The sequence below is a fragment of the Tritonibacter horizontis genome, assembly GCF_001518015.1.
Lineage (GTDB): Bacteria > Pseudomonadota > Alphaproteobacteria > Rhodobacterales > Rhodobacteraceae > Epibacterium > Epibacterium horizontis.
In genome coordinates this window covers 1-22,184 of sequence record NZ_LPUY01000094.1, presented here as the reverse complement: position 1 = coordinate 22,184, position 22,184 = coordinate 1, and the positions used below count along the sequence as shown (strand labels likewise).

The 22,184-nt window shown below is 60.2% G+C and carries 15 protein-coding genes; 5 read left to right on the top strand and 10 right to left on the bottom strand.

The window, feature by feature from the left end:
- The first annotated feature begins 154 nt into the window (after nt 1-154).
- The 3 genes from TRIHO_RS17870 to TRIHO_RS17860 all read left to right on the top strand — a co-directional run bounded on the left by TRIHO_RS17870 (nt 155) and on the right by TRIHO_RS17860 (nt 3,365).
- Complete coding sequence (locus tag TRIHO_RS17870) at nt 155-1,090, top strand: CheB methylesterase domain-containing protein (protein WP_068246879.1); 936 nt, start codon at nt 155-157, stop codon at nt 1,088-1,090.
- Between the two features lie 20 nt (nt 1,091-1,110).
- On the top strand, nt 1,111-1,674 hold the full coding sequence (locus tag TRIHO_RS17865) for a chemotaxis protein CheD (RefSeq protein WP_068246876.1): 564 nt from the start codon (nt 1,111-1,113) through the stop codon (nt 1,672-1,674).
- Nucleotides 1,675-1,826: 152 nt separating this feature from the next.
- A complete protein-coding gene (locus tag TRIHO_RS17860; RefSeq protein ID WP_068246901.1) occupies nt 1,827-3,365 on the top strand; it encodes a caspase family protein in 1,539 nt (512 codons plus the stop codon).
- 11 nt (nt 3,366-3,376) lie between these two features.
- On the opposite strand, the gene TRIHO_RS17855 is transcribed toward TRIHO_RS17860, so the two are convergent.
- The gene (locus TRIHO_RS17855; protein ID WP_068246874.1) at nt 3,377-4,219 is read right to left on the bottom strand and encodes a M15 family metallopeptidase; all 843 of its coding nucleotides are present in this window, start codon (nt 4,217-4,219) and stop codon (nt 3,377-3,379) included.
- A gap of 176 nt (nt 4,220-4,395) precedes the next feature.
- Between TRIHO_RS17855 and TRIHO_RS17850 the strand changes: the two genes are divergently transcribed.
- Nucleotides 4,396-4,962 carry an OmpA family protein gene (locus TRIHO_RS17850; protein ID WP_068246871.1) on the top strand — a complete coding sequence of 189 codons (567 nt, stop codon included), beginning with the start codon at nt 4,396-4,398 and terminating at the stop codon, nt 4,960-4,962.
- 45 nt (nt 4,963-5,007) lie between these two features.
- Nucleotides 5,008-7,197: a serine/threonine-protein kinase gene (locus TRIHO_RS17845; RefSeq protein WP_068246868.1), complete on the top strand. Its 2,190-nt coding sequence runs from the start codon at nt 5,008-5,010 to the stop codon at nt 7,195-7,197.
- A gap of 85 nt (nt 7,198-7,282) precedes the next feature.
- Here the strand turns inward: TRIHO_RS17845 and TRIHO_RS17840 are convergent, their stop codons facing one another.
- The 9 genes from TRIHO_RS17840 to TRIHO_RS17800 form a co-directional block, all read right to left on the bottom strand.
- Nucleotides 7,283-8,005, bottom strand: coding sequence for a PP2C family protein-serine/threonine phosphatase (locus TRIHO_RS17840; protein WP_068246865.1), 723 nt, complete (start codon nt 8,003-8,005; stop codon nt 7,283-7,285).
- Nucleotides 8,002-8,679 (bottom strand): type VI secretion system-associated protein TagF, encoded by a 678-nt coding sequence (gene tagF / locus TRIHO_RS17835; RefSeq protein ID WP_269745364.1) that lies wholly within the window; start codon nt 8,677-8,679, stop codon nt 8,002-8,004. Before tagF ends, TRIHO_RS17840 begins: the two co-directional genes overlap by 4 nt.
- Nucleotides 8,680-8,684: 5 nt before the next feature.
- Nucleotides 8,685-12,260: a type VI secretion system membrane subunit TssM gene (gene tssM / locus TRIHO_RS17830; protein ID WP_068246859.1), complete on the bottom strand. Its 3,576-nt coding sequence runs from the start codon at nt 12,258-12,260 to the stop codon at nt 8,685-8,687.
- A complete protein-coding gene (gene tssL / locus TRIHO_RS17825; RefSeq protein ID WP_068246857.1) occupies nt 12,257-13,651 on the bottom strand; it encodes a type VI secretion system protein TssL, long form in 1,395 nt (464 codons plus the stop codon). Before tssL ends, tssM begins: the two co-directional genes overlap by 4 nt.
- A gap of 22 nt (nt 13,652-13,673) precedes the next feature.
- Nucleotides 13,674-15,014, bottom strand: coding sequence for a type VI secretion system baseplate subunit TssK (gene tssK, locus TRIHO_RS17820; protein ID WP_068246855.1), 1,341 nt, complete (start codon nt 15,012-15,014; stop codon nt 13,674-13,676).
- A gap of 28 nt (nt 15,015-15,042) precedes the next feature.
- Nucleotides 15,043-16,728 carry a type VI secretion system-associated FHA domain protein TagH gene (gene tagH / locus TRIHO_RS17815; protein ID WP_068246851.1) on the bottom strand — a complete coding sequence of 562 codons (1,686 nt, stop codon included), beginning with the start codon at nt 16,726-16,728 and terminating at the stop codon, nt 15,043-15,045.
- 100 nt (nt 16,729-16,828) lie between these two features.
- Complete coding sequence (locus TRIHO_RS17810) at nt 16,829-17,461, bottom strand: DUF6931 family protein (RefSeq protein ID WP_068246848.1); 633 nt, start codon at nt 17,459-17,461, stop codon at nt 16,829-16,831.
- A gap of 11 nt (nt 17,462-17,472) precedes the next feature.
- A complete protein-coding gene (locus tag TRIHO_RS17805) occupies nt 17,473-19,665 on the bottom strand; it encodes a type VI secretion system Vgr family protein (RefSeq protein WP_068246845.1) in 2,193 nt (730 codons plus the stop codon).
- A 72-nt stretch (nt 19,666-19,737) separates the two neighbouring features.
- On the bottom strand, nt 19,738-22,184 hold a 2,447-nt coding region (locus TRIHO_RS17800; RefSeq protein WP_207498729.1), incomplete at its 5' end, for a type VI secretion system contractile sheath domain-containing protein.

Below are 22,184 nucleotides of genomic sequence, written 5' to 3'. Positions count from 1 at the left end.
GAACTGACAAATCGGCAGGCTGCAACGGCCACCTGCCGCGTCAAACAGGAACTTCCCGGGCCACCGGGGCAAAAAATCGGATAAGCCTTTGTCTTCCTTGAGCGTACTGATTGTCACAACAGATCGTAACTTTGCACGGGGTTTGCAAAGCCATATGGAGGCTGCCTACCCAGGTCTGCAGGTGCTCTTGGCCAACAACCTGATGATGGCCTACAATCAAGCCGAAGCAGGTCAGCCCAGTTTTGCCTTTGTCGAGGATGGATTCACCAAACTCCCGGAGTTTGAGATGATGCTGGCCCTCTTCACGGCCCTCGACGTTCGCTGGGTCGCGGTGATGGACGAGGCGACCTCGACCCCCGCCCGCAACTCTTCCCCCCTGCTGAACGTTGGGGCCGGGATTTTCGAACTCACCAAATCTGACAGTCCGCGCCAGTTCGTCCAGTATTTTGACATGATGATCAAAGCGCCGCGCAAGAATGCTCCGGCGCGGGCTCCGCTCAAATCGGCGGCGGGGAATACAGATTTCAAAAAAATCATCCTCATCGGATCCTCAACCGGCGGCGTCGAAGCGCTCCGCAACGTTTTGGTCGGCTTCCCGATCCAGTGCCCGCCGACGCTGATTGTGCAACACACCGGGAAAAGTTTCGGCTCCGGTCTGGTCTCGCTACTGGACCGGATCTGCCCGGCCAAGGTGGTGGCGGCAGATGATAACGTCCCCCTGCAAACCGGACACGTTTATATTGCTGCCGGTCAACCGCGCCATCTCGGCGTGACGCCGCGCAAACCCTATCGTTTGCGGATGAAAGAAGGCCCCAACATCTCGGGGCACACCCCGTCAGTTGACGCACTTTTTGCGTCGGCAGTGCCCTTTGCCAAAGATGTTGTTGCCGCAATATTAACCGGAATGGGGCAGGATGGTGCCAAGAGCATGTTGGAGTTGCGCAACGCGGGTGCAACGACATTTGCCCAGGATGAGAAATCATCGGTCGTCTATGGTATGCCCAGAGTCGCCTGGGAAATAGGAGCCGCCCAAAAACAAGTGCCCTTGGCCCGGATGGCCGGGGCAATACTACAAGCCTGTAAGACCTAAGCCTCTGGAAGGAAGCCGCATTGTCGACTGTTTTTCAAAATACGACTACCGTCACCGTTCTACAGGGCGACTACAAGGTCTCGACCGACCCTAAAGTCGTGTTTTCCACGGTATTGGGATCTTGTATCGCTGCCTGTATCTATGACGAGGAAAAAGGCGTGGGGGGAATGAACCACTTCCTGCTCGCATCTTCGTCCGGCCCTGGCGGCGTCAGCGCACGCTACGGGGTGCACGCGATGGAACTTTTGATCAACGGTATCATGAAAAAGGGTGCGCTGCGCTCAAACCTTAAGGCCAAAGTCTTTGGCGGGGCAAAAATGTCTGCCAACCTGTCAGACATCGGCGCCAATAACGCCGATTTTGTTCAACGTTTCCTCTCAGACGAAGGCATTCCCGTGATTTCGTCCTCTGTTGGCGGCACCTCTGCCCGCCGGGTACGTTTCCATGCCTGCTCCGGCGCTGCGCAACAAACTCATGTTGCTGATGACCGGCGTTTGGGCGAACAGGAACAGGCCGCCGTGGCCAAGACTCAGGCCGCACCGGCCCGCAAGCCCGCACCGGTCGAAAACGTGACCTTGTTCTGATACGTTCAACAGGATGAGACAAAAACCAAAGGCTCCGGAACTCCTTGGTCCGGAGCCTCTCTGCATTGTGAAGACAGAATTCAGGCGCTTCGCAAATGCAGTGAAAGCGGCTAGATTATTCAGAGATGAATTTTTTCGCCCAAGGTATTCCCATGTCTAATCTGTTCGAACGTCTCGGTGCCCGCGCTTTGATGATCAGACTGCTCGCCTGCATTGTCGCGCTGTCTGTTCCAGCGAGCCCGCTTCTGGCCGCCAGTGACCGGATCGCTCTGGTGTTCGGGATGGCCGATTATCGCCACCTGCCTCCGCTCACGAATACCAAGAACGACGCGGTGGCAATTTCGGAAACGCTGGAGGGGATCGGATTTGATGTCACACTCTCGGTCGATGCCAGTGGCGCCGAAATGGAACGGCTGCTGGATGATTTCGCCTTCCGCTCCGAAGTCGCCGATCTGGCACTGATCTACTTTGCGGGCCACGGGATCGAAGTCCAGGGCGAGAACTTCATGATCCCGGTCGACGCCAATGTCGCATCCAACCGGGATGTGCAGAGCCAGTCCCCTTCGCTCAAAAACCTCCTTTCGGCGGTAGATCGCGCCCGGAAGATGCGCATCGTGATCCTCGACAGTTGTCGCGACAATCCGCTCGGGGACTCAATCAACCTCGCTGCGGCTGAGATTTCTGACGCCGACAGCGCGACTGAAACGACGCGCGGCGGCGGTGGACTGGCGGCCGCGAAACCTGACCGCGGCACTCTGGTCGCCTTCGCGGCCAAGGATGGTCAGGTCGCCCTGGACGGAACCGGAACCAACAGCCCCTTTGCACTGTCCCTTATGGACAAGATGACCCAACCCGGCTTGGAAATCAGCCTGATGTTTCGACAGATCCGGGACAGTGTTCTTGATCGAACCGGCAACCTTCAGGAGCCCCATACCTATGGCTCCCTGACAGGCGTGCCTTTTTACCTCGCAGGTCCGGGCACCGGGGATCCGTCCCTTGATGGACAAGACGCCGCCCAAGCCTGGGCCAGTCTGCGCCCCGACCAAGAAGAACAACTTTTGGCGCTCGCCGATCTGGGTGACACGCGCTCCATGCTCGGTCTTGCCTATATGCGGCTCAATCCGAACGAAGGGCGATTTGACCCGAAGGCAGCAGTTGATTTTCTGACCCGCGCGGCCGACGCCGGTTCGCCCGAAGCGCAGTTCGAACTGGCGAAACTCTACGAACGGGGCACCGGAGTGGAGCAAGATGAAGCGCGGGCGCTCGAACTATATCGCGCCGCAGCTGATTTGAATTTCGCTGATGCCATCAATGACTTGGGATTTATGCACTATCAGGGCGGATTGGGCCTGCCAGCTGATCCCGGCAAGGCGTTGCAATATTTCGAACGCGCCGCCGACTTGCGTCATCCCCAGGCGCAGTTCAATTTTGCAGCCCTGATTGATGACGGTCACATCGCGTCCAAAGGGCCTGAGGATGCGGCGAAATACCTTTACGAGGCCCTGCGATCCGGCAGTCAGGACGTCCTGAATTTGCTCAGCGACCGGCCAACGATGTTCACGCAGGAGACCCGGCGCGCGCTCCAGGTTCGGCTGAAGGACAACAAGTTCTACAGCGGCGCCATTGATGGTGATTTTGGTCCGGGAACAAAACGCAGTATCCGCCGGGCCTACGGCATCGAAGACAGCTGACCCCGATCCTCCTAAAGCTGGCCCTCTGCAAGCCAGAGGTCCAGCTGGCGGCGGCTTATTTCAAAATGCATGCTGTCCTCGCGACCAAAGCCAGCGCCCCAGACCCATCCTTCATCCTTGAAGAAATCCGCAAGGATGGTCAGGCCCAGCTGGGTTTTTCCGTCGCCCAGCGTATCCAGCCGACCGTCAATGTTCAGGTCCACCGCCAGCCCGTAACTATGGGTCGACAGTGAGCTCTGCGTCCCACGGATGCGGCGCACACAGAGCGAACCCGCGGTATTGATCCGCTCATAAAGGTCCGGATCGGCTTTCTCGATATTGGCGAAAACAACCTTCAGGCTTTCGATTGCGGGGCGCAGCATCCGCACCCGGATCGGGCCAACTTCTTCCAGCACCAGCTTGTCCTTGAGACGCGCGTTCGTCATCGGCTGGCATTCGTCTGTCAGATCCTCGCGCGGGCGTCCCAGCTGCTCTGACAGATAGGCACCGCCCGCGACTTTCAAGCCATCGTTCACATTGCGCCGATCTGCGATCAGCACCACCTGCGCATAGGAATCGAGGATCGCATTAGGCCCGGTCTGGCGCAGCAGGCTATCCTCTTCATCCTGAAGATCCGCAGCCGGGGCAACTGCATTGGTCGGCGCCGACAGTGTCGCGATCTCCCTTTCCAGGTCTTCCAGCTTGAGCTGTGCGTCTTCCAGTTGCTGACGCAGCAGCTCTATGTCGATGCGGGCTTCAGAATCGACCGCACCGCTGGCGTAACCCTGTTCGTCAAACAGATAGGACAACCCGAACCACAGGACCGGTGCCGCAACGAGACCAAGGGCAATGATAATGGCGTGAATAACCTTCATGATGTTCCTTTTGTCCCGTCTACTCTTGAATATCCCAGCTCTACCTCCAACCTATTAGCTACAAAAGTGAATTTTATCTTTGATTTCGTGTTCGCCGCGTCAGCGGCCATTGGCACCTTGATGGCCGTAGTATAAACTCGGCGCAAACACAGTGGAACAATAGGGAGGGCATATTCATGGTCCAACTCCGCACTCTGGCACTGTCAATTGTTACTGCAGCACTTTGCTCCGGCACCCTGGTTTCTGCGCAGGATCTGTCCGTCGAAGAAATCACCGAGGCGTTTAAAAAGCAAAAGACGCGCGGCTTGGTGATCGTGCCCAACAGCACCGATATCGCATCCGTCGCTGCGGATGCTGAAACCGCGACGATTGCGGCCGCGACAGAGGAATACAACCCACTGGACACCGCCGCCCAGATCAATGTTCAGATCTCCTTTGATTTCGACAGTGCGACCCTGCGCGACGATCAAAAACCCAAGCTGGCCAATATGTGTGCCTCGATGAAAGTCATGGAAGACACCGTGTTCCAGATCATCGGCCACACCGACAGCTCCGGATCCGCGACGTATAACGAACGGCTGTCGCTGTTGCGGGCGCAGGAAGTGCGCCGCCACCTCATCGGGGATTGCGGTGTCAGCGCAGATTCCCTCAAGGCGATCGGCATGGGTGAAACCGCTCCCTTTGACGCCAACAATCCCCGCGCGGATGAAAACCGGCGCGTCGAATTTCAGGCTCTGGGCTAATAGAATGACAACTTGCACGACCTTGAACGGGCCGGAGAGACACGTATGATCGACTCCCGGCCCGGGGACATGTTTCTGCCCGGTGACTTGCTCAACAACACCTATCGCATTGAATCTCTGCTTGGCCGGGGCGGGACGTCCGAGGTCTACAAGGCAAAGTCAGAAATCTCGGGTAATTCCGTCGCCCTGAAAATCCTCAAGCAGGAATTTTCGGGCAATGAGGATTTCACCGTCCTTATGGCGCGCGAGGAAAATATCCGCGAAATCCGCCATGATGCCGTTGTGCGGTATTCGGAAAATCACCGGACCTCCGATGGCCGCATCTACCTGCTCATGGACTATATCGAAGGTCCCGGGCTGGATCAAAAGCTCAAAGAAGGACCGATGCCGGTCGACGATCTGCTGACGATCTGCAAACGTGTCAGCGAGGGCCTGCAGGCGGCACATAAACGCAAGATCGTGCACCGCGACCTCAGCCCGGACAATATCATCCTGCGGGGCGGCGTTCCCTCGCAGGCCGTCATCATCGACTTTGGCATCGCGAAGGACACCAATCCCGGGGCGGAAACCATTGTTGGCAATGAATTTGCGGGCAAGTATTCCTACGCCGCACCCGAACAGATGAGCGGCCAGACCGACGCCCGCTCCGACATCTATTCCCTTGGCGCCTTGCTGCTTGCAAACTTCCGCGGGAAAGCCCCCTCGCTGGGGGCCAATCCGATGGAAGTGGTTGGAAACAAACAAAAGCCGCTGGATACATCTGATCTGCCGGAACCGTTTCGCACCCTGATTGAGCGCATGTGCGCCCCTGATCCGCTGGACCGGTTTCAATCCGCGGGCGAGGTACTCACATTTCTCGACGCCCCCGGCGCGCAGCCGCGCGACGACAGCGAGCCTGCTGTCGATCCTCTTGACATGCTTGTCGGCAGTCCCGCCTACCCGGTCGAGGATGCCACGATCATTACGCCCCGCTCCACCATCAACCCGCCCCTTGCGGCTTCTGCCGCGCAGAAAGACAAATCCACCAAGGGCGGACGTGGTGGGCTGATTGCGGCACTGATCGCGGTACTCTTGGCCTTTGGCCTGGGCGGCGCGTTGTTTTTTGGCGCGCTGGATTCCGTTTTCGCGCCCTCTTACCCGACAGCGGACCCCTTTCGGCTGATTATCGAACGCAGCGCCGGTGGTCCCGTCCGTGCCGCTGGCAATGTCCCCAGCGAAGAGGGACAAGCCGCACTACTGGAACGTGTGGACGAGGCCGAATTGGTTCTGGCTTCGGGTGAGATCGCCGAGACCTGGGTGCGCGACGTTCTTTTCACCCTCGAACCGCTGGCCGAACTTGAAGAATGGCGTCTCACCATCGAAAACAATCGCGCCAATCTGACCGGCACGACCGAAGACGCGGATCTGCTCGCGGATCTGGATGGGTTTTTCGGTGGCGACATGCCCGGAGCCTTGATCGGAATCGTTGATATCGCGTTTGAGTTGCCTCTCCTAGCTCGCGAAATTCCCCGCGACATTGTCGATGCCCATGCAGATTGCGGCCCGCTGATCCTTCAAGGTGCCGCCGTTGGCAGCGGATATGCCCCGGATGAGGCGCTGCAGGTGTCCGGCCAGGTCGCAGGAACCGAAACACAAATCAGGCTGTTTGACGCCCTGACCGACGTTGCCAAAGGGCGCACTGTCACTCTCAACCTTGAGGTTCTCAATCCGGCACTTTGCATCGTTGAACAACATCTGCCCAAGGCCCCGGCGGGCGGCTTCGACGTGGTCTATGCCCATGGCGCCACCAATGAAGCAAACCCGTCGGCCAAATTCTTTGTCGGAGAAAACCCGGTGATAGACGTGGTTCTGCCCGCGCAGGTGACTGACGGGTTTCTCACCGTCTCCATCCTCGATGTGACCGGCAATGTGTTTCACTTGCTGCCCAATATCAACCGTCAGGACCACTCCATCGCCGATCTGCGCGCTGGCGCAGAAGGAGAATTCCCAATCCGCGTCGCCTTCAGCCTTGAAGAGTCAGCAAATTCCGGTGGCATAGCGTTCAAGGTTGATGACAGCACGTTGGGAAAAAGCAAACTCCTGGTGCTGCATTCGGCGGACCCGCTGTTTGCAGGCATGCGTCCAACCGCCGAAAGTGCCGCAAGTTTTGCTGAGGCCCTGCGTCAAAGCGCGGCCAATGATGCGGGCCAAATTCTGTCGCTCGACAGCAGTATTCTGACGACAGCACAGCCCTAAAAACACAGTTGAGAGGGCAGATCGCTCTGCCCTCTCAACGTGTCCATGCCTATCGTCAGCCAGCCGCTAAAAAGATCCTGTCGCCTTACAGAACGTCGACCACAATCGCCGAAACATTGTCACCACCGCCACCGGTGAGCGCAATCTGGATCAGACGGTCCCCGAGAGTTTCAAGAGGCGTCGCGGCCAGGACATCTTCAAGCATCGCAAAGGTCGCATATTTTGTCAGCCCGTCAGAGCAGAGCAAAAAGCGGTCTCCCGGCTCAGTTTCTCCACGAACCTTGTCGAGAATCAGGTCGCCTTCGATCCCAACGGCCCGGGTGATGGCGTTCGATTGGGGGTGCTGGTCGGCTTCGTCCCAGCTCATCTTGCCAGCCAAAACGTAATCAGCCACAGCAGAATGGTCAGAGGTCAAAAGCTCGATCTTGCCCGCGCGCAGACGATAAATTCGGCTGTCGCCCGCCCAGAGACACAGGAAATGTCCGTGGCTGACCACCAGGGCAACCACGGTGGCACCGATTGTCGTCCCGCCCCGGCTTTCGGCCTCGGCCTGAATCGCCCGATGTGCACCGTGGATTGCATCCCGCAAGGCATGCATTTTCTCTGACGGATCAAGCCCTTGCGGGATCGTCGCGACCATATCTGCGATCAGGCGGCTGGCATAGTCCCCTGCGTCATGACCACCCATTCCATCAGACACCAGCCAGATTTCATGCTCTGGCAGCGCCAGGATCGCATCCTCATTGGCCTTGCGAACTAGCCCGGTATGGGTTTGAGCAACAAAGCGGGTCCTGCGCATTTCTGTCATATCGGACGGGCCTCTTTCCAAATACTTGCACCGAGGTCAAAGAGACCCATCGCCTGCGCCCCAGTGGGAAGGCCCCTGCACGCTAACATGCGAGGATTGCCATCTAGTATAGCCGACCAAATACCAAAATCCTGGCCCTGGCGTTCCAACAGCCCGCCCGCAACCGCAAGCGGCAGCTTGGAAACTTCGCCGACGCCGGTCAGCACGATACATTCTTCGCTGGCCCGCAAGGGCGCAACGGCCCGCATGTCCGGCACTGCAACCGTCGCCAGGGTCTGCGCCAGCCGCTCCTGATCCATCGTATCCTCAAGACAATCCAGCGCAATATCCTCAAGCCGTTCGAACATCTTGGAATCGCTCAAATGATCGAGCGCCACAGGGCCCGGCGTTTCAAGCGCACTCACCAACGTCAGCGGAAACCGCCGCCCGACGCGATCAACAGAGGGCATGATCACCCCGGTCAGTTTCTGTCCGCCTGCCACGCCAGAGGGCAAGGTAAAACGCCAGATCGGCGCGGACATGTAGTGCCTGTCGAAATGCGGCCCATAGAGCCCCTGCCCTGCAGTCATCACCGATTGAATCCAGTGATCCCAAACTGTTACGAAACCCGCAGGCGGAGACAAGCGGAAGAAGTCTCCAACTGTCGGCATTTTCCCAAAAGCGCCAAATCCCATCGGCATCACATCGACTTTGGACAAGAAAACTTGGCCATGGCCGGCAGAGCAAACGGATTGACCACGGACCCGGCCTGCAACTCGTAAAGCGCCAGCCGTCCGCCCACGGTAAAGTTCAAGCGCCGGCGGTCCACCGCATTGGTGCGCCGCACCTCGGCCGCGTCCAACAGGCGGAACCAGGCCCAGGGCCCGTCTTTCGACAGCACGTTTTCACTGTCCCGCCGCTGCGGGTTCAGCGTGATCCGCGCCAATCCGACCGATCCCGGCCAGGTGACGGCAACCGGGGTCGGCTGGCCCATCTTGTGGTTGAACTCGATCGTGGTTCCGTCGATTTCCAGAATCATTTCCTTGGCCTTCGGATCAAGCGCCTTTGGTGTGATCTGGAACGGAACCAGCGGCGCCGCACCGGAAGCAAAAAACGCCTCGCGAATTTCTGCGGCGAATTGCATCTGATTCAGCACGGCCTGACTGATCCCAAGGTCCGCCCCAGCGCCCGTCGTCTTGAACGTCCATGGATTGGACGCTGTATCAACGTATTGCGCCAGATTCTGGTTGAAGAACCCGTCAATCAGACCACCCGGCGCGAACAGCTTGGCAAAATCCGCCATGGCTACATCCGCCGGCGCGGAACGATTGAACGGATAGCGGTTTTCCAGCGCCTGCGTACAGAAAGGCAGCACATCCGACTGCCACGACGCATTGATCGACGCCCGTGTTCCCTCAGAGGTGATGCCCGACGATCCGACCGTAATCTGCTTGGCCCAGCGTTGCATCGGGCCCTCGAACTGACCCGCGGCCTGTTGGAATTGCAACAGGGCCTGACTGCTGGCACCGCCGGTCGAGATGCCGCTGATCGTCATCTTGTTCAGCTCTTGATAGACCGTCAGCAAAAGCCCCATCAGACCGTCCATCTGCGAGGGCTGACCGTCCGGCGCATCCACCAGTTGGTGCAACCAGGCAAACCGGTTTTCGACAAACCCGCCCGGTGGCAGTGTCGGCTGCCCGTTTTGGGCCGGGCCGGTCTTCATCAAGGCTTCAAGCAGGATTTGCCCCTGAATGGACAGGTTGGAGCGCGCTTCGACATTCGCAACCTGGCCGAGCCCATCGTTCAGCGCGGTTGTATCCACCACCGATTTGGACTGTGTCAGCGCGGTTTCTTCGGCCACCGCTTTCAGCACATTTTCCAAGGGCGAGCTTGCCCCGGACAACACACGCGTCACATCGACGGCCTGATTCAGCGACTGCAGCGGAATGACATCCAGATCGCCCAGAATGTCGTCATATCTCCCAATGAAATCATTGTAGTAGAGGTCCAGCACATCTCGGCTCAGGGCCAGAAGCGCCGCTTCGCTGGTGGCGGAGGCACTGTCGTCGCCCAGCACCCATGCTTCGCTCTGAACCCGTTTCGAAACGCTGACGGCTTCGGTCAGAAAGACGTTGTTGAACCCGTTGTAGGTAAAGATCCCCTCGACGCCTTCGGCCATCGGCTTGCCGGAACTGCGTGTCATCACCCGGGTGATTTCCGGCCCGCCGATATCGGTCAGGCGCCATTTCGGCAGTTCGGTCGCGGTGCGCGAATTGATGATCCCGGAATACACCCGCTGCGACATTGGCATTTCGGCCAACACGCCACGCGCCTGCGCGATCAGATCACCGTTCAGGGCAACCTCCTCCATCGGCTGCGACAGAAGCGCCGTCAAATGGTCGTTCAGATCCGCGCGCAATTGCTCGCGCACGACGCCGGAATAGGTGACTTCTTCCCAGTCGGTGTTGAGGAATTCCTTGACCAGATCCGGGTTGATCGGCCCCTGCAGGCCCAGCATCAGGTAGATTTTCAACGTTTCATACAACGCGTCGACGTTGTTCATATTGGCGGCAATCTGCTCTTCCAGACGCACCAGAAGCCGTGGCAGAAAGCGCCGGTTCAAGGCCGAGCGATAGGTCTGCGCCCCCTGTGTGCCAAGCACCTCCCCCTGATACAAACCATAGGTTTCGGACAAATCGGGATCGGGGGTGTTCAACACCGGATTGCCCGGCAGATCGCGCAGCACATTCAGGGCCGCGACCACCGGAACCAGATCGCTATCCCCAACCGGGCTTGGCGGCAGAGACGATGCCGCCGCCTGATACTGGTCGATCTGATCGCTGGCTTCGGCGATCATCTTCTTGTTCTGAAGGAAGGAATTCACCCATAGCCCACCCATGGTAAGGCTCAGGATAACCGTCGCCGCCACCGCGATGCGCCGCGCCCAGCGATAGCGACGCTCGACCTTGTCGTCCGACGAAACCAGCCCCGCCTCCAGGAACATGACGCCTTCGAACAGACGTGTCAGGAAATAGGACCGCCCGGTGCCCTTGCCCGAACCGATGGCCTGACGACCGATCCCAAAGGTCTGTGCCATGCCCAGCATCAGCCGGTCGATGGGCGTCCCTTCCTGGGTTCCAGAGGCAAAATAGACGCCGCGCAGCATTTGCCGCTTCTGAAAGGCGTTGTCCTGAAACACTTCCTTGAGGAAATCCCGCGCCACAGTCCGCACGGAGGCCACCTGCGACGGGAAACCCGCCACCAGCGCGCGCCGCTGCGGGTCGGATTCCGCCTGCATCTTTTCCAGAAGTTGCGCGTTCAGCTGGCCCAGCAGCCCGGCAAATTCCTCGTCAAAGCGGGTCACCGGGTCAGCATCGGATTTGGATTTGGCCAGCGGCAGGGTAAAGCCCCAGACCTGTTCGCGTTCTTCCTTGCCGAGCGTGTCGTAATATTCCTGAAAGCCCGCGATCAGATCCGCCTTGGTAAAGACGACATAGACCGGGAACCGCACGCCAAGCCGCTCGCGCAGTTCCGCCAGCCGGTTCCGAATGGCAGTAGCATGCGCCTGTTGCGTCATTTCATCCTGCAACGACAGATCCGACAGCGAAATCGCGATGATCGCGCCGTTGATGGGCTGGCGTTTGCGATAGCGTTTCAGCAACCCGAGAAAGCCGAGCCAGGCCGCATTGTCCGACTCCGCATCGCTTTCCTGGGTGGTGTAGCGACCGGCGGTGTCGATCAACACCGCCTGGTTGGTGAACCACCAATCGCAGTTGCGGGTGCCGCCAACGCCGCCGATGGCGGCTTTGCCCAGCTTGTCCGCCAGCGGAAACTGCAGCCCGGAGTTGACAATCGCCGTGGTCTTGCCCGCGCCGGGGGGGCCGATCATGATGTACCAGGGCATCTGGTTCAGATGCTTGCGGCCATTCTTGGATTTGCGCAGCTCTGTCAGGGCGGTCTTGAACTTACCCTTCAGCTCGACCAGCTCCTCGCCGATCACATCATCCTCGACCGTATCGACGGCATCGGCCATCTCATCGGTCATCTTGCGATCCCGTCGCGCCCGCAGCAGCGCAATCAGCAGCAAGGTCAACAGGGTCAGCACCCAGAGGATGGCGATGGTGATCACCCGTGAGGTGACGCTGTCGAACGGACGCCAGCTGTCAGAGCCGATAAAGGGTGCAAAATACCAGATACAGACCGACAGAACGACGGCCAGCAACAGCAGGATTGTGTAAATCGACCGAAACAGCGGTATGATATAGCGACGGATCATTCTTGTACCTCCTGCACAAGCAGGACTTCAATTCTTCGGTTTTTCGCGCGCCCTTCACGGGTGGCGTTGTCGGCAATCGGTTCCTTGTCCGCCCGCCCTTCGGCAGAAAGACGATCCGGGTTGGTCAGCTCGTTCGCCATCCGGGCCATCACCGATTTCGCCCGCGCCAGCGACAACGCCATATTCGACGGGAACCGCGCCGAGCGGATCGGGACGTTGTCCGAATGCCCCACCACGATCACCTTGCCCGGCTCATCCGAAAGCGCCTCTGACAACCGGTCGATCGGCACGTCAAAGGCCGATTGCAACTGATCCGAACCCGAGCCGAACATGCCCGACCCGGCCAGACGGATGGTCAGCGTATTTCCCTGCGGAAACACCTCGACGATGCCATCCTTGATCTCAGCCTCCAGGAAGCCAGAAACCTTGGCGACCTGTTGCTCGATGGTTGGCACCGGCGGCGGCGGCGGTGGCGGCGGCGCACGCCGTTCCAACGTGGCCACCGGCCCGGCCTCGACGGTCTGCATCTTGCCAATCACCCGTTCGGTATCGCTGGACAAGGCCCAGCTCAGGCCAACGAACTGTCCCGCCAGCAGCACGCCGGCAACGGCAACGCAGACCCAGACCAGCCGCCAGGCCGACCGCACGATAAAGGGACGCACGATCCCTTTCCAGCGCGGGGACAGTTCCCATTCGACCTGCCCGCGTTGACCGCGGATAATCCGCGCCAGCGACGCCCGGATCTGCATATGTTTTTCAGGTCCGCCCTGCTCGATCCGCAGACGCCCCTCAAAGCCCAGCGACATGCACATATAGAGAAACTCCAGCATGTCGATATTGGCGGCCGGCTCTTTTTCCAGCCGCGCCAAAAGGTCGTAAAACCTGTCGCCGCCAACGGTTTCGCGGTGAAACGTGCCGACCATGGATTGCAGGCCCCAGGCGGATTGCCCGCCCCAGGGCGTGTTGAGCACCACATCGTCCAAGGTCGCACAAAGCGCATAGCGCGCGATCTTGACCGTCTGCGCCGCGATCCCGGCCTGAAGGGCGCGATTTTCAAAGGCCCGGACCTCGCCAACGACGCTTTGACGCAGCTTGTCGGGGTCCATATGTTGCGCCCGGTTGCGAATACGGCTGATCAGGGCAAACAGCGCCGTGGCGCAGGCCGTCAGCTGGTTCATCCCCGTGAGCGCCACGCTCGGTGCCTTGGCACTGCCCGCCGCCGCCGCCGTCGCCGGGGCCGCGGCCTGGGGCACGCCAAAGGCGCCACCACCGCCCACCTCCGGCGCAGAGGCTGCCGGTGACGGCGCCGACCGGCGCCCACCAGGATTGGGGCGGATTACCGTCTTGTCGGTATCGCCCGGCTCTGCAAACGGATCATCGAAATCGCCCATTGGCCTACTCCTTCAGCCGCGCTTACGCATTGCGAATGGCCCAAAGCTCCATATTGAGCCCTGGATATTGGCCAGACACATGCACGGCGATCCCACCAGATGTGGTCATCTTGCCCCAATAGGGGCTGTCGGCGTCCATCTCGAAATAGACAACGCCGGAATGATACGGGATTTGTCGCGGTGCGACCGGCAGCGGCCGCAGGGTAATCCCCGGCAGCGCCGAATTGACCAGCTGGCGGATTTCCTCGACCGGACCGATCTTGGCCTGGCCGGCGAAATGCCGCCGCACGTCCTCGGCAGGCACGTCCGCCTTCACCGCCAGCACAAACCCGGAATTGCCAATCAGCTTGCGATCCGCAATCACGCCCACCGAAATGCCGTATTTGCGCGGCTCCAGCTTGATCGGGATTGCGGTCTGCTCCAGCACCGAGCTGAGGTATTGACGCAAGACCCGGATAACCGGCCCGAAACAGGCGCTGAGGTTGTCATGCGTATAGGCCGGAAATTGCGGCACCACCTTGTCGGTACTCATAAATGCGGACAATTCGCCAGCAAGCCCCGCCAGCATGCCAAACAGACGTTCAGGATGCAGGTTCTCGATCTCGCGCAGATGGCGCGCCAGTGGCAAGGTCCGGTTGACCACGGCCAGAAGCATGAAATCCGACACATCCGCAACGCCGCGCGCGCCCCCCGCCTCGGACAGTCGACCCGAAAGCGCATCCATCCGATGGGCCAGCAGACCTTCCAGCTCACGCAGGAAATCCCGCAGCGCAGGCGCGGCGCGAACATCCAATGCCGATGGCATGAAGGACTGGTCCAGAACGATTTCCTTATCCGCACGGACTTCGATGATCCGGGCCACGGGGATCGCCAGAAGATCCGCCAGATCGTCCACAGCCAGGGCAAATTGCAGACGCAAGGTGCCGACATCCAGGTCCACCGGCTTGCGATCCACCGAGGTCACATCGGTGACCTCCTGCTTGGCCGGGCGCAGCCGACTGGCCGACCGTTCGGCCCCGGTCAGATCCACCTCGGTACCGCCCTGACGTCGCTGCGGCACCGTCAGATAGACGATGCAATCCTTCACGGTCTGCGGCACTTCCAGCGCGGGGGGATGGCTGTCGGCCATCGGCACCCGAAAGACCGCACCATCCTGGGTCAGCCCTTCGCAGGACTTCAGGGCGAACTGACCGATTTTCAGCGCCTCGAAATCAATTTCGACACCGGTAAAGCCCCAGGCATAGGGCACAAGACGGCGCGCGAGGCCCGCGACCTGCGCTTCCATATAGCGGTCGGACTGCTGAAAATGATGCGGCTGCAAAAACAGCCCCTCGGTCCAAAGCACCTTGCTGTCCCAGGACACTTGGCTCTCCTCTCGTTTAGACCCGCACCTAGGTGTCGGCGTCTTCTTTCAATCGGTCCATCTGCGCCTTATAGGCACGTGCGAATTCCCGGCTGAAAAGATCATGAAATTCATTCTCTGCCTGATCCGAAATCTCGGCATAGTGGTTTTCGTAGATGTCCCAGTATTGGGCTTTCTTGTTGCGCAGCAGACCGCCAAGCCCGCCCCGCTTTTCAATCTGGCTTTCAAGCAATTTCGGATCCAGCTTGGCCAGCACCCCCTTCAGGGCCGCCTCCATCCCGGTGACCATGGCAATCTCATGGGCCTTGATATCGCGCAAGGCCTCTTCGGCGGCCTTTTCGGCATCCAGATACCCACGGGCCCGGGGTTTGATCATCGACTCGATCGCCTGTTCCGGCGAGATCGAGAATTTCAGCGGGTTGTTGCCCCCGGCCGAAATCATCGTCTGCTCGATCCGAAACTCCGATTTGATGGAGGTGCGGGTCATCAGGATTTCACGCAAACCAATGATGAACATCCGCATGACACGCCCCATGCGCGCCATCACCGGGGCCTGATCCTCGGCGGCGATCTCCAGCCCCTCAACATCCAGCGCATCCAGAAAAGCCTTCATCTGGCTTTGATCAGCGGATCCCCCTCCCTGCACAGGGACGGCGGCCGGAGCAGCCGGAGCCACGGGCGCGGCGACCGGCGGCGGAGCGGCAGGTGCGGCGGGCGCCACCGGGACGGTCCGGTCCTCAACCCCCTCGATCGAGGCGGCAAAGGGATCCGCAACGGCTGACGGGCGCGGCGCGGGCGCAGCGTCGGCGGCAGGTGGCAGCTCGGCAAAAGGATCGGATGCGGGTGCTTCCCCCGGCAAGGTCGCGCCCGCAAAAGGGTCGGGCCGGGCATGCGTCATATCGCTGGGCGGGCTCGGCGGCAGTTCTGCGGGGCTCGGGTCGGGAAACAATGGATCAGGGCTTGCAGGTGCAGACGCCCCCGGCACCACAGGTTCATGCCCAACCGGGGCGCCGCCGCCGATGTCAGCGAAAAATTCGTCGTCCCAATCATCCGGGATCACCGAAGCCTGCGGCGTATGTTGCGGGCTGAAACCATCTTGCAGTGCCGGATTATGCGCGGGCAGGCTGGCCCCCTGCCCCTGACGCCCGTCATCCGGCGCCTGAAAGAACGGGTCTTCTTCTTCGCCCAGTGGCGGCAGAAGGTCATCAATCGGATCAACCGGGTTCATCTGCGACGGCCCCTTGGGCGCGCTGTCCCCCAAGAGATCATCCAGGAAATCTCCCCCCGGCCCGGCATCGTCCAACAGATCCAGCGGGTCCGGTGCGTTTTCTGCCCGCCCCGGCGACAAGGGATCCGCCGCCAGCGGATCAACCGCAAGCGGGTCCGGCAGGCCGCCCTCCTGCGTGATCTCGACCGCCAGTTCGTAGGAGCCGACCATCAGCACATCGCCGTCGTGCAGCGGTGTCGGCGTCGGGCCCAATGGCATCTTGCTGTAGTTCAGAAAGGTGCCATTGGAACTGAGGTCCACCACGGAAACATGGCTGCCGTGGTCCTCGATCACACAATGGTTGCGCGACAGCAATTGATCCGGATCCGGCAGCACCACATCATTTGTGCCGCCGCGCCCGATTGTCAGGCTGGGCCCGCGCAACTCCAGCGGCGCCGCATCCGAAGGCATGGTGCCGGACGACTGAAACCGTAACCTTACGCCCATGGCTGCGCCCCCCCTTTGTCGTCACAAAGCGGGCAGCAGCCACCAATTCGATTCCCCTCAAGAGCGGGTCTGCTCATGTCGTCGTCTCTCCTGCCTGCCCCTAGGTTGCTTCCGGAAGCGGCTCCGGCGCATCGGCCTTTTCTGCATCCGCAGTGCCGACATGACCATTTCCACCCCGAGCAATATCCAGTGCACGCTCGATCAGTATATAGCCATGTTCTTCAAACTTATCAGATAATTGACCCAAGGCTACCATATTCATGGCAAAGGCCGCCGCTTCGGCCGCACCGGCGGGGGCGGGATACTGGCGCAGATCTCCCGGCCCCAACGTCCCGTCATGATAGGTCACCGCCCAGGCGCAATTCACCGTGTCGTCATCCACATAGGCATGATCAATGGTGATCCGCGCCGCCTGACGGTTTTCCTCGGTCGGGTCGACCACCCAGGCCTCTGACATCGCCAGTGAAGGCGGATCCTTTGGACTGCGCGGCCCGATATAGTCGCGCGCCGCCAGGCAGGCCCACCAGACCCGCTCTCGCGGAGGCAACAAAATCCCCATCAACCGCAACAGGTCGATCATCGCTTTCTTCGAGTAAAGCTCCGACAGGACCTGCGGCGCGGTCGCGCTGACCTCGCACTCCAAGGGGGTTTTCAACAGGACCTGCTGACGCGACAACAGCTTTGCCACAGGTTCCTTTGGCAGTTTCACCAGATTTTCAAACATCTCAGACATGTCATTCGCGCCTAGTTAATCATGGTGATGCCGCCCTTAAGGGTGAGCATACTGTCCCCCTTGACGGTCGTTGTCGCACCTTTGGCTTCCAGCATACCATCGGCTGTCAGCTTAATGAGCGGTCCTGCAACTGTAACACCCGAGTTATCGATTTTAATCGACGATCCGCCGACGGTCAGTGTAATTTCTGTTCCGGCAGAAATCGCGATCTTCCCCGCAGACGCATCAATCTTGATATCCCCGAGACTGACCGTTTCACTATGATCCCCCTCGCTGATGGTCTCCGTCAGGTTCCCTTTGGCGACGGTCACATCAACATTGCCGGTGTCGATCGCCTCGGTCAGGTTCCCGGTCTGGATCGTCATCGTCTTGTTGCCGGTCTCGATGGTCTCCGTGTAGTTGCCTGTCTTCACGGTTTCCGTCTTGTCGCCAGTCTCGACGGTTTCGATCCGATCACCGGTCTTTACCGTCTCGATCATGTTTTGCTCGACAGTCAGATCATAGGACTTCTCATCGACCGAAGCGACTTCTTTGTCGATGGCATCCAGCCCGACCGTCATCGACAGCCGGTCCTTGACCAGGGTCTGATGATACTTCTGCGCCTGGATGCGCATCAGTTCAGAATCCTTCTTGTCGTCGAACATCAGCTCATTGTAACCGCCCCCCCCTTTGGAAGAGTTGGTCTTGATCCCCAGCTGCGTCTGGTCGTCGGGATATTTGAACGGCGGCTTTGTCTCCGCATTATACAGCATGCCGGTGACAATGGGGCGATCCGGGTTGCCGTCCTCGAATTGAACCACGACCTCCTGCCCGATCCGTGGCACCGCCACCAGACCCCAGTCCTTGCCCGACCATGGCGTCATCACCCGCACAAAACACGACGATGTCTCGTCATCCTTGCCTTCGCGGTCCCAGTGGAACTGGATCTTGATGCGGCCGTGTTCGTCGGTCAGGATTTCCTCTCCCGAGTTGCCGACCACGGTCGCCGTCTGGATGCCGGGCACTTCCGGCCAGGGCGTCACGCTCGGCGCACGGTACTGGACGGATTTCTCGATGACCCGAAAGACGTTGCCATAGCTGTCGTTTTCCATCTCCTTGGGGAAATCCATGTTCTGCGCGGTCAGATCCCGGCGCATGCCGTCGCCGGATTTGGCCTTGCGACCGCCCCGGTCCCGTTCGCCAAACTCGCTGTCCACCTTCAGATAATGGGTGGATTCGATCACCAGATAGTCATTGTTGGACGCTGAATCCTCATGCTTGGTCAGCTTGAAGGTATATCCGGTCCCCAAAGTGGCGAGCGAAGACGCCCCACGCCATTGCTGGTAGGCTAGGGCCTCGGCGTCCATTCGCGCGCGCGCGAGGCTGGTGGCCAGGCTGCTCTCTTTGCGATAGTGCGCCTGATAGTCGTAGATTTCGAAATTCTTGTGACTATGCTTGCCCTTGGCCTGTGCGTTGCTGGCTTTCAGATCCGCCTGCGGCGTGGTGAAATCAAAATCGTTCAACGTGACCTTGCCACTGGTCACCCGCTCGATCTTGCTCAACTCGGCCACATGCTCGCCCCGGCGCCGGTCCGCATCCTCGCGGATATGGAACTCCGCCGTGGCATTCTCCGAAATCGGCTTGTGGGCGCTCAGCCCGTCAGCCAGCACCAGCTTTTCGGCCGAGGATTGGCTCGTGTTGCTGTCAAAGAAGAAATAGATCCCTTCTTCTTCCATCAACCGGCACAGAAACGCATAATCCGTTTCGCGGTACTGAAGACAGTATTCCCGTTCAGTATAGGTTCCCGACAGGCTGTCCTTGTAGTCAGAAAACCCGTGGTCGCTGAGGACCTTCTTGATGATCGCGGGCGCGGTCATGTTCTGGAACACGCGACAGTCCGTCGTGCGCGTCAACAGCCAGAACCAGGGCCTGACCTCGGCCACGAATTGCGTGTAACCATCGCGGAAACCGAAGTTCTCGACCGAAATGCACAGGCCGGAGTATTTCTGTTCCGCGCCTCCTTCGGTCGTCACATGCAGGTTCATGGTCTGCCCCACCAGGTCGTCCAGCGACACGGCAGAGTTTCGGGACTGGAATTCTATTGTCGTCTCGGTGAGCTTGCTTAAACCCTCGCGCACGATGGCGCGGCGCATCATAAGCCCTTTTACCGAGTAAGACCCAGACATCCAGATGACGTCATTTTCATGGGCTTTACTCTCGGTCATGGCTTCTCCTTTCCATCCCGGGCACCGGCGAGGCACGCCTCAGCCCTGGGTAAAGAGTTTCGGAAAACAATATCAAAGGTCATTCAAAAGTGCCTCAAGGTCGGCATCAATATCGCCGTCTAAATCAGAATCGTCGTCTCCAAATCCGGCCAGCAGCGCGTCGAGATCATCATCGTCGCCCCCCTCCCCGGCATCGTCAAAATCAAAATCAAGATCCAGATCATCGCTCTCATCCGCAGCCGCCTCCGGGGCGGCCTTGGCCGGACGCGGATCCGGGGCAGATGGCGCTGGCGCCGGCAGACCCGTCCACGGCCCCAGCAAGGTGTCACCGCGCAACGAATTGAACGACGTCAGCCGGATTTCGTCCCGTCCCCGCACCGAAGCGATGGGCATGAACCCCCGTTCCTTCGCAGCGGCGATCTTGTCGAGATCCACGTTGCGTTCGGTGCAGGGCAGTGCGACCTGATCGCCGAACCGGTCGTTCACATAATGGAACGGCATGTCGCCCAGCGACATGATGGATCCCAACTGCAACGAGGCGCCATTTTCCTTGAAGGATTTCGCCATCAGAATCGCGGCCAGAACCACCGGGTTCCCCCATAGCATCCCGCGCAGCCCTTCCGACTGGGTAAATTCCTCAAAGTCGAACGGGTCGATAGGTTCCGACTTCGCACCATAGGGACGGCGCAGCAGGAACCTTGGCGTCAACAGCCCAAGGTGCCCGGCTTCGGACATGCCCTGCAGCGTATCCCAGGCCTCGGCGACGACCTTGGGGCGGTCCGCCTTGTCCGTCTCCCAGAACCCGGGCGTGATCGCGGCCAGAAACGGCGCATCCACATGGGCCGCGACCCGGGCAAACCGCGCCAGAAGCTCCGCATGGGGCGGTGTTTCCTCAAAGGTATAAAGACCGATCAGGGCAGAATAGGCCCCGCGCCCGGTCTCGGCGTCCATCGGCTCTTCGGTCAGAAGCTTCACAAATCCGCTCTCGGAGAGGTCTTCCTGCGCCGCCAGATCGACCGCCAACTCCTCGGCGGAGACATCGTAGATCATCACTTCCAGCGTATCGTCCACCTCGATCGAGCGGGCGATCAGATCCAGCGAGCGCCACTGCGCCTCGACCGACTGGAACTCCGGGTGGTGCAGCACCAGCCGCATGGCGTCCGACAGCGCCAGATCCACCGCTTCCTGCACCGCGCCGAGGTTCGCATCCGGCAGCGCCCGGATATGCGGCCCGACGATCTGCGCCAGCATCTCCTCGACCGGCGAGGCGGTGCGCAGACTGTTCTGCGTGTCCCCGATCAGCGCCTGGAAATCGCTCAGCCGTTTGTTCGCCGGTACCGCATTGCCGCCCGAGCGCGCCTTTGGCGCCCGCGCCGGGGTGCCATGTGCCTCCGCCCAGGCCGCCAGAGTTTTCATCGCGTGATCCTTGGTGACCCCGCTTTGCAACTGCTTGCGCAGCCCCACCAATTCCGAAAACAGGTCGAGATTGTCATAAAGCTCGTCCGGATGCAGGTCATCCAGCTCGCCCAGCTTGACCGAAATCCCGGCGCCCTCCTTGCCGATGGGCAGCACAAGCTCCGTGGCAAAGCTTTCGATCACATCGTCGATGGTATCGGGGTCCAGCACGAGGGGTTTACGGGCCGCCAGTGCCGCGCCGGTTTCAAGCTGCCCCTTGGCAGACCGCCCGGTAAAATCACCAAAGATGGCAAGCCGGAACCGTTTGCGAACCAGTTTCGTCGGCTCGGGCCGGTCTGCGGACAGGGTCCCATAGGCCAGCTCCGGTGGCCGCTTGCCCGATTTGGCAGCGCCGTCACTCACTGTTTCATCGCCATCATCGTCACCACCCAGTCCGCTCAATAGATCATCCAGATCGCTGCCGTCGTCCCCCTCATCGCCCAGATCTCCCAGCAACGCGTCCAGATCGCTCAGGTCATCCTCCGGCGTGGCGTCATCACCTTCGGCCTCCGCCTCCGCGTCGAGCGCACTGAACAACGCATCCAGGTCGTCCCCCGCCGCGTCGTCGTCCCCGCCGAGGTCCAGATCATCCAGATCCAGATCGCCCAAAAGGTCGTCCAGATCGTCGGTGCCCTCCGCGTCGGCCGCCTCCTCAACAGACGCCGCCGCTTCCGTCGCGTCTGTCGCCAACCCCTCGGCGTCGTCCTCAGCCTCCTCTGGCGTCATGTCGTCGCCCAGCAGGTCATCGAGATCAAAATCATCCTCGGCTTCGGCGGTCTCAGGATCCGCCAACAGGCTCTCAAGATCAAAATCCTCGTCGTCCCCGGCCGCCTCGGCAGGGGTGTCGTCAACCGCGTCCAGCCCGGCCAGCACATCGGCCACATCGTCGCCAGCCTCGTCGGTTGGCGTGTCGAGGTCGCCCAGCATCTCACCCAGGTCCACATCCGGCTCGGCAGGGGTGTCCTCAACCGCATCCAGCCCGACCAGCACATCGGCCACATCGTCGCCTGCCTCTTCGGTTGGCGTGTCGAGGTCGCCCAGCATCTCACCCAGGTCCACATCCG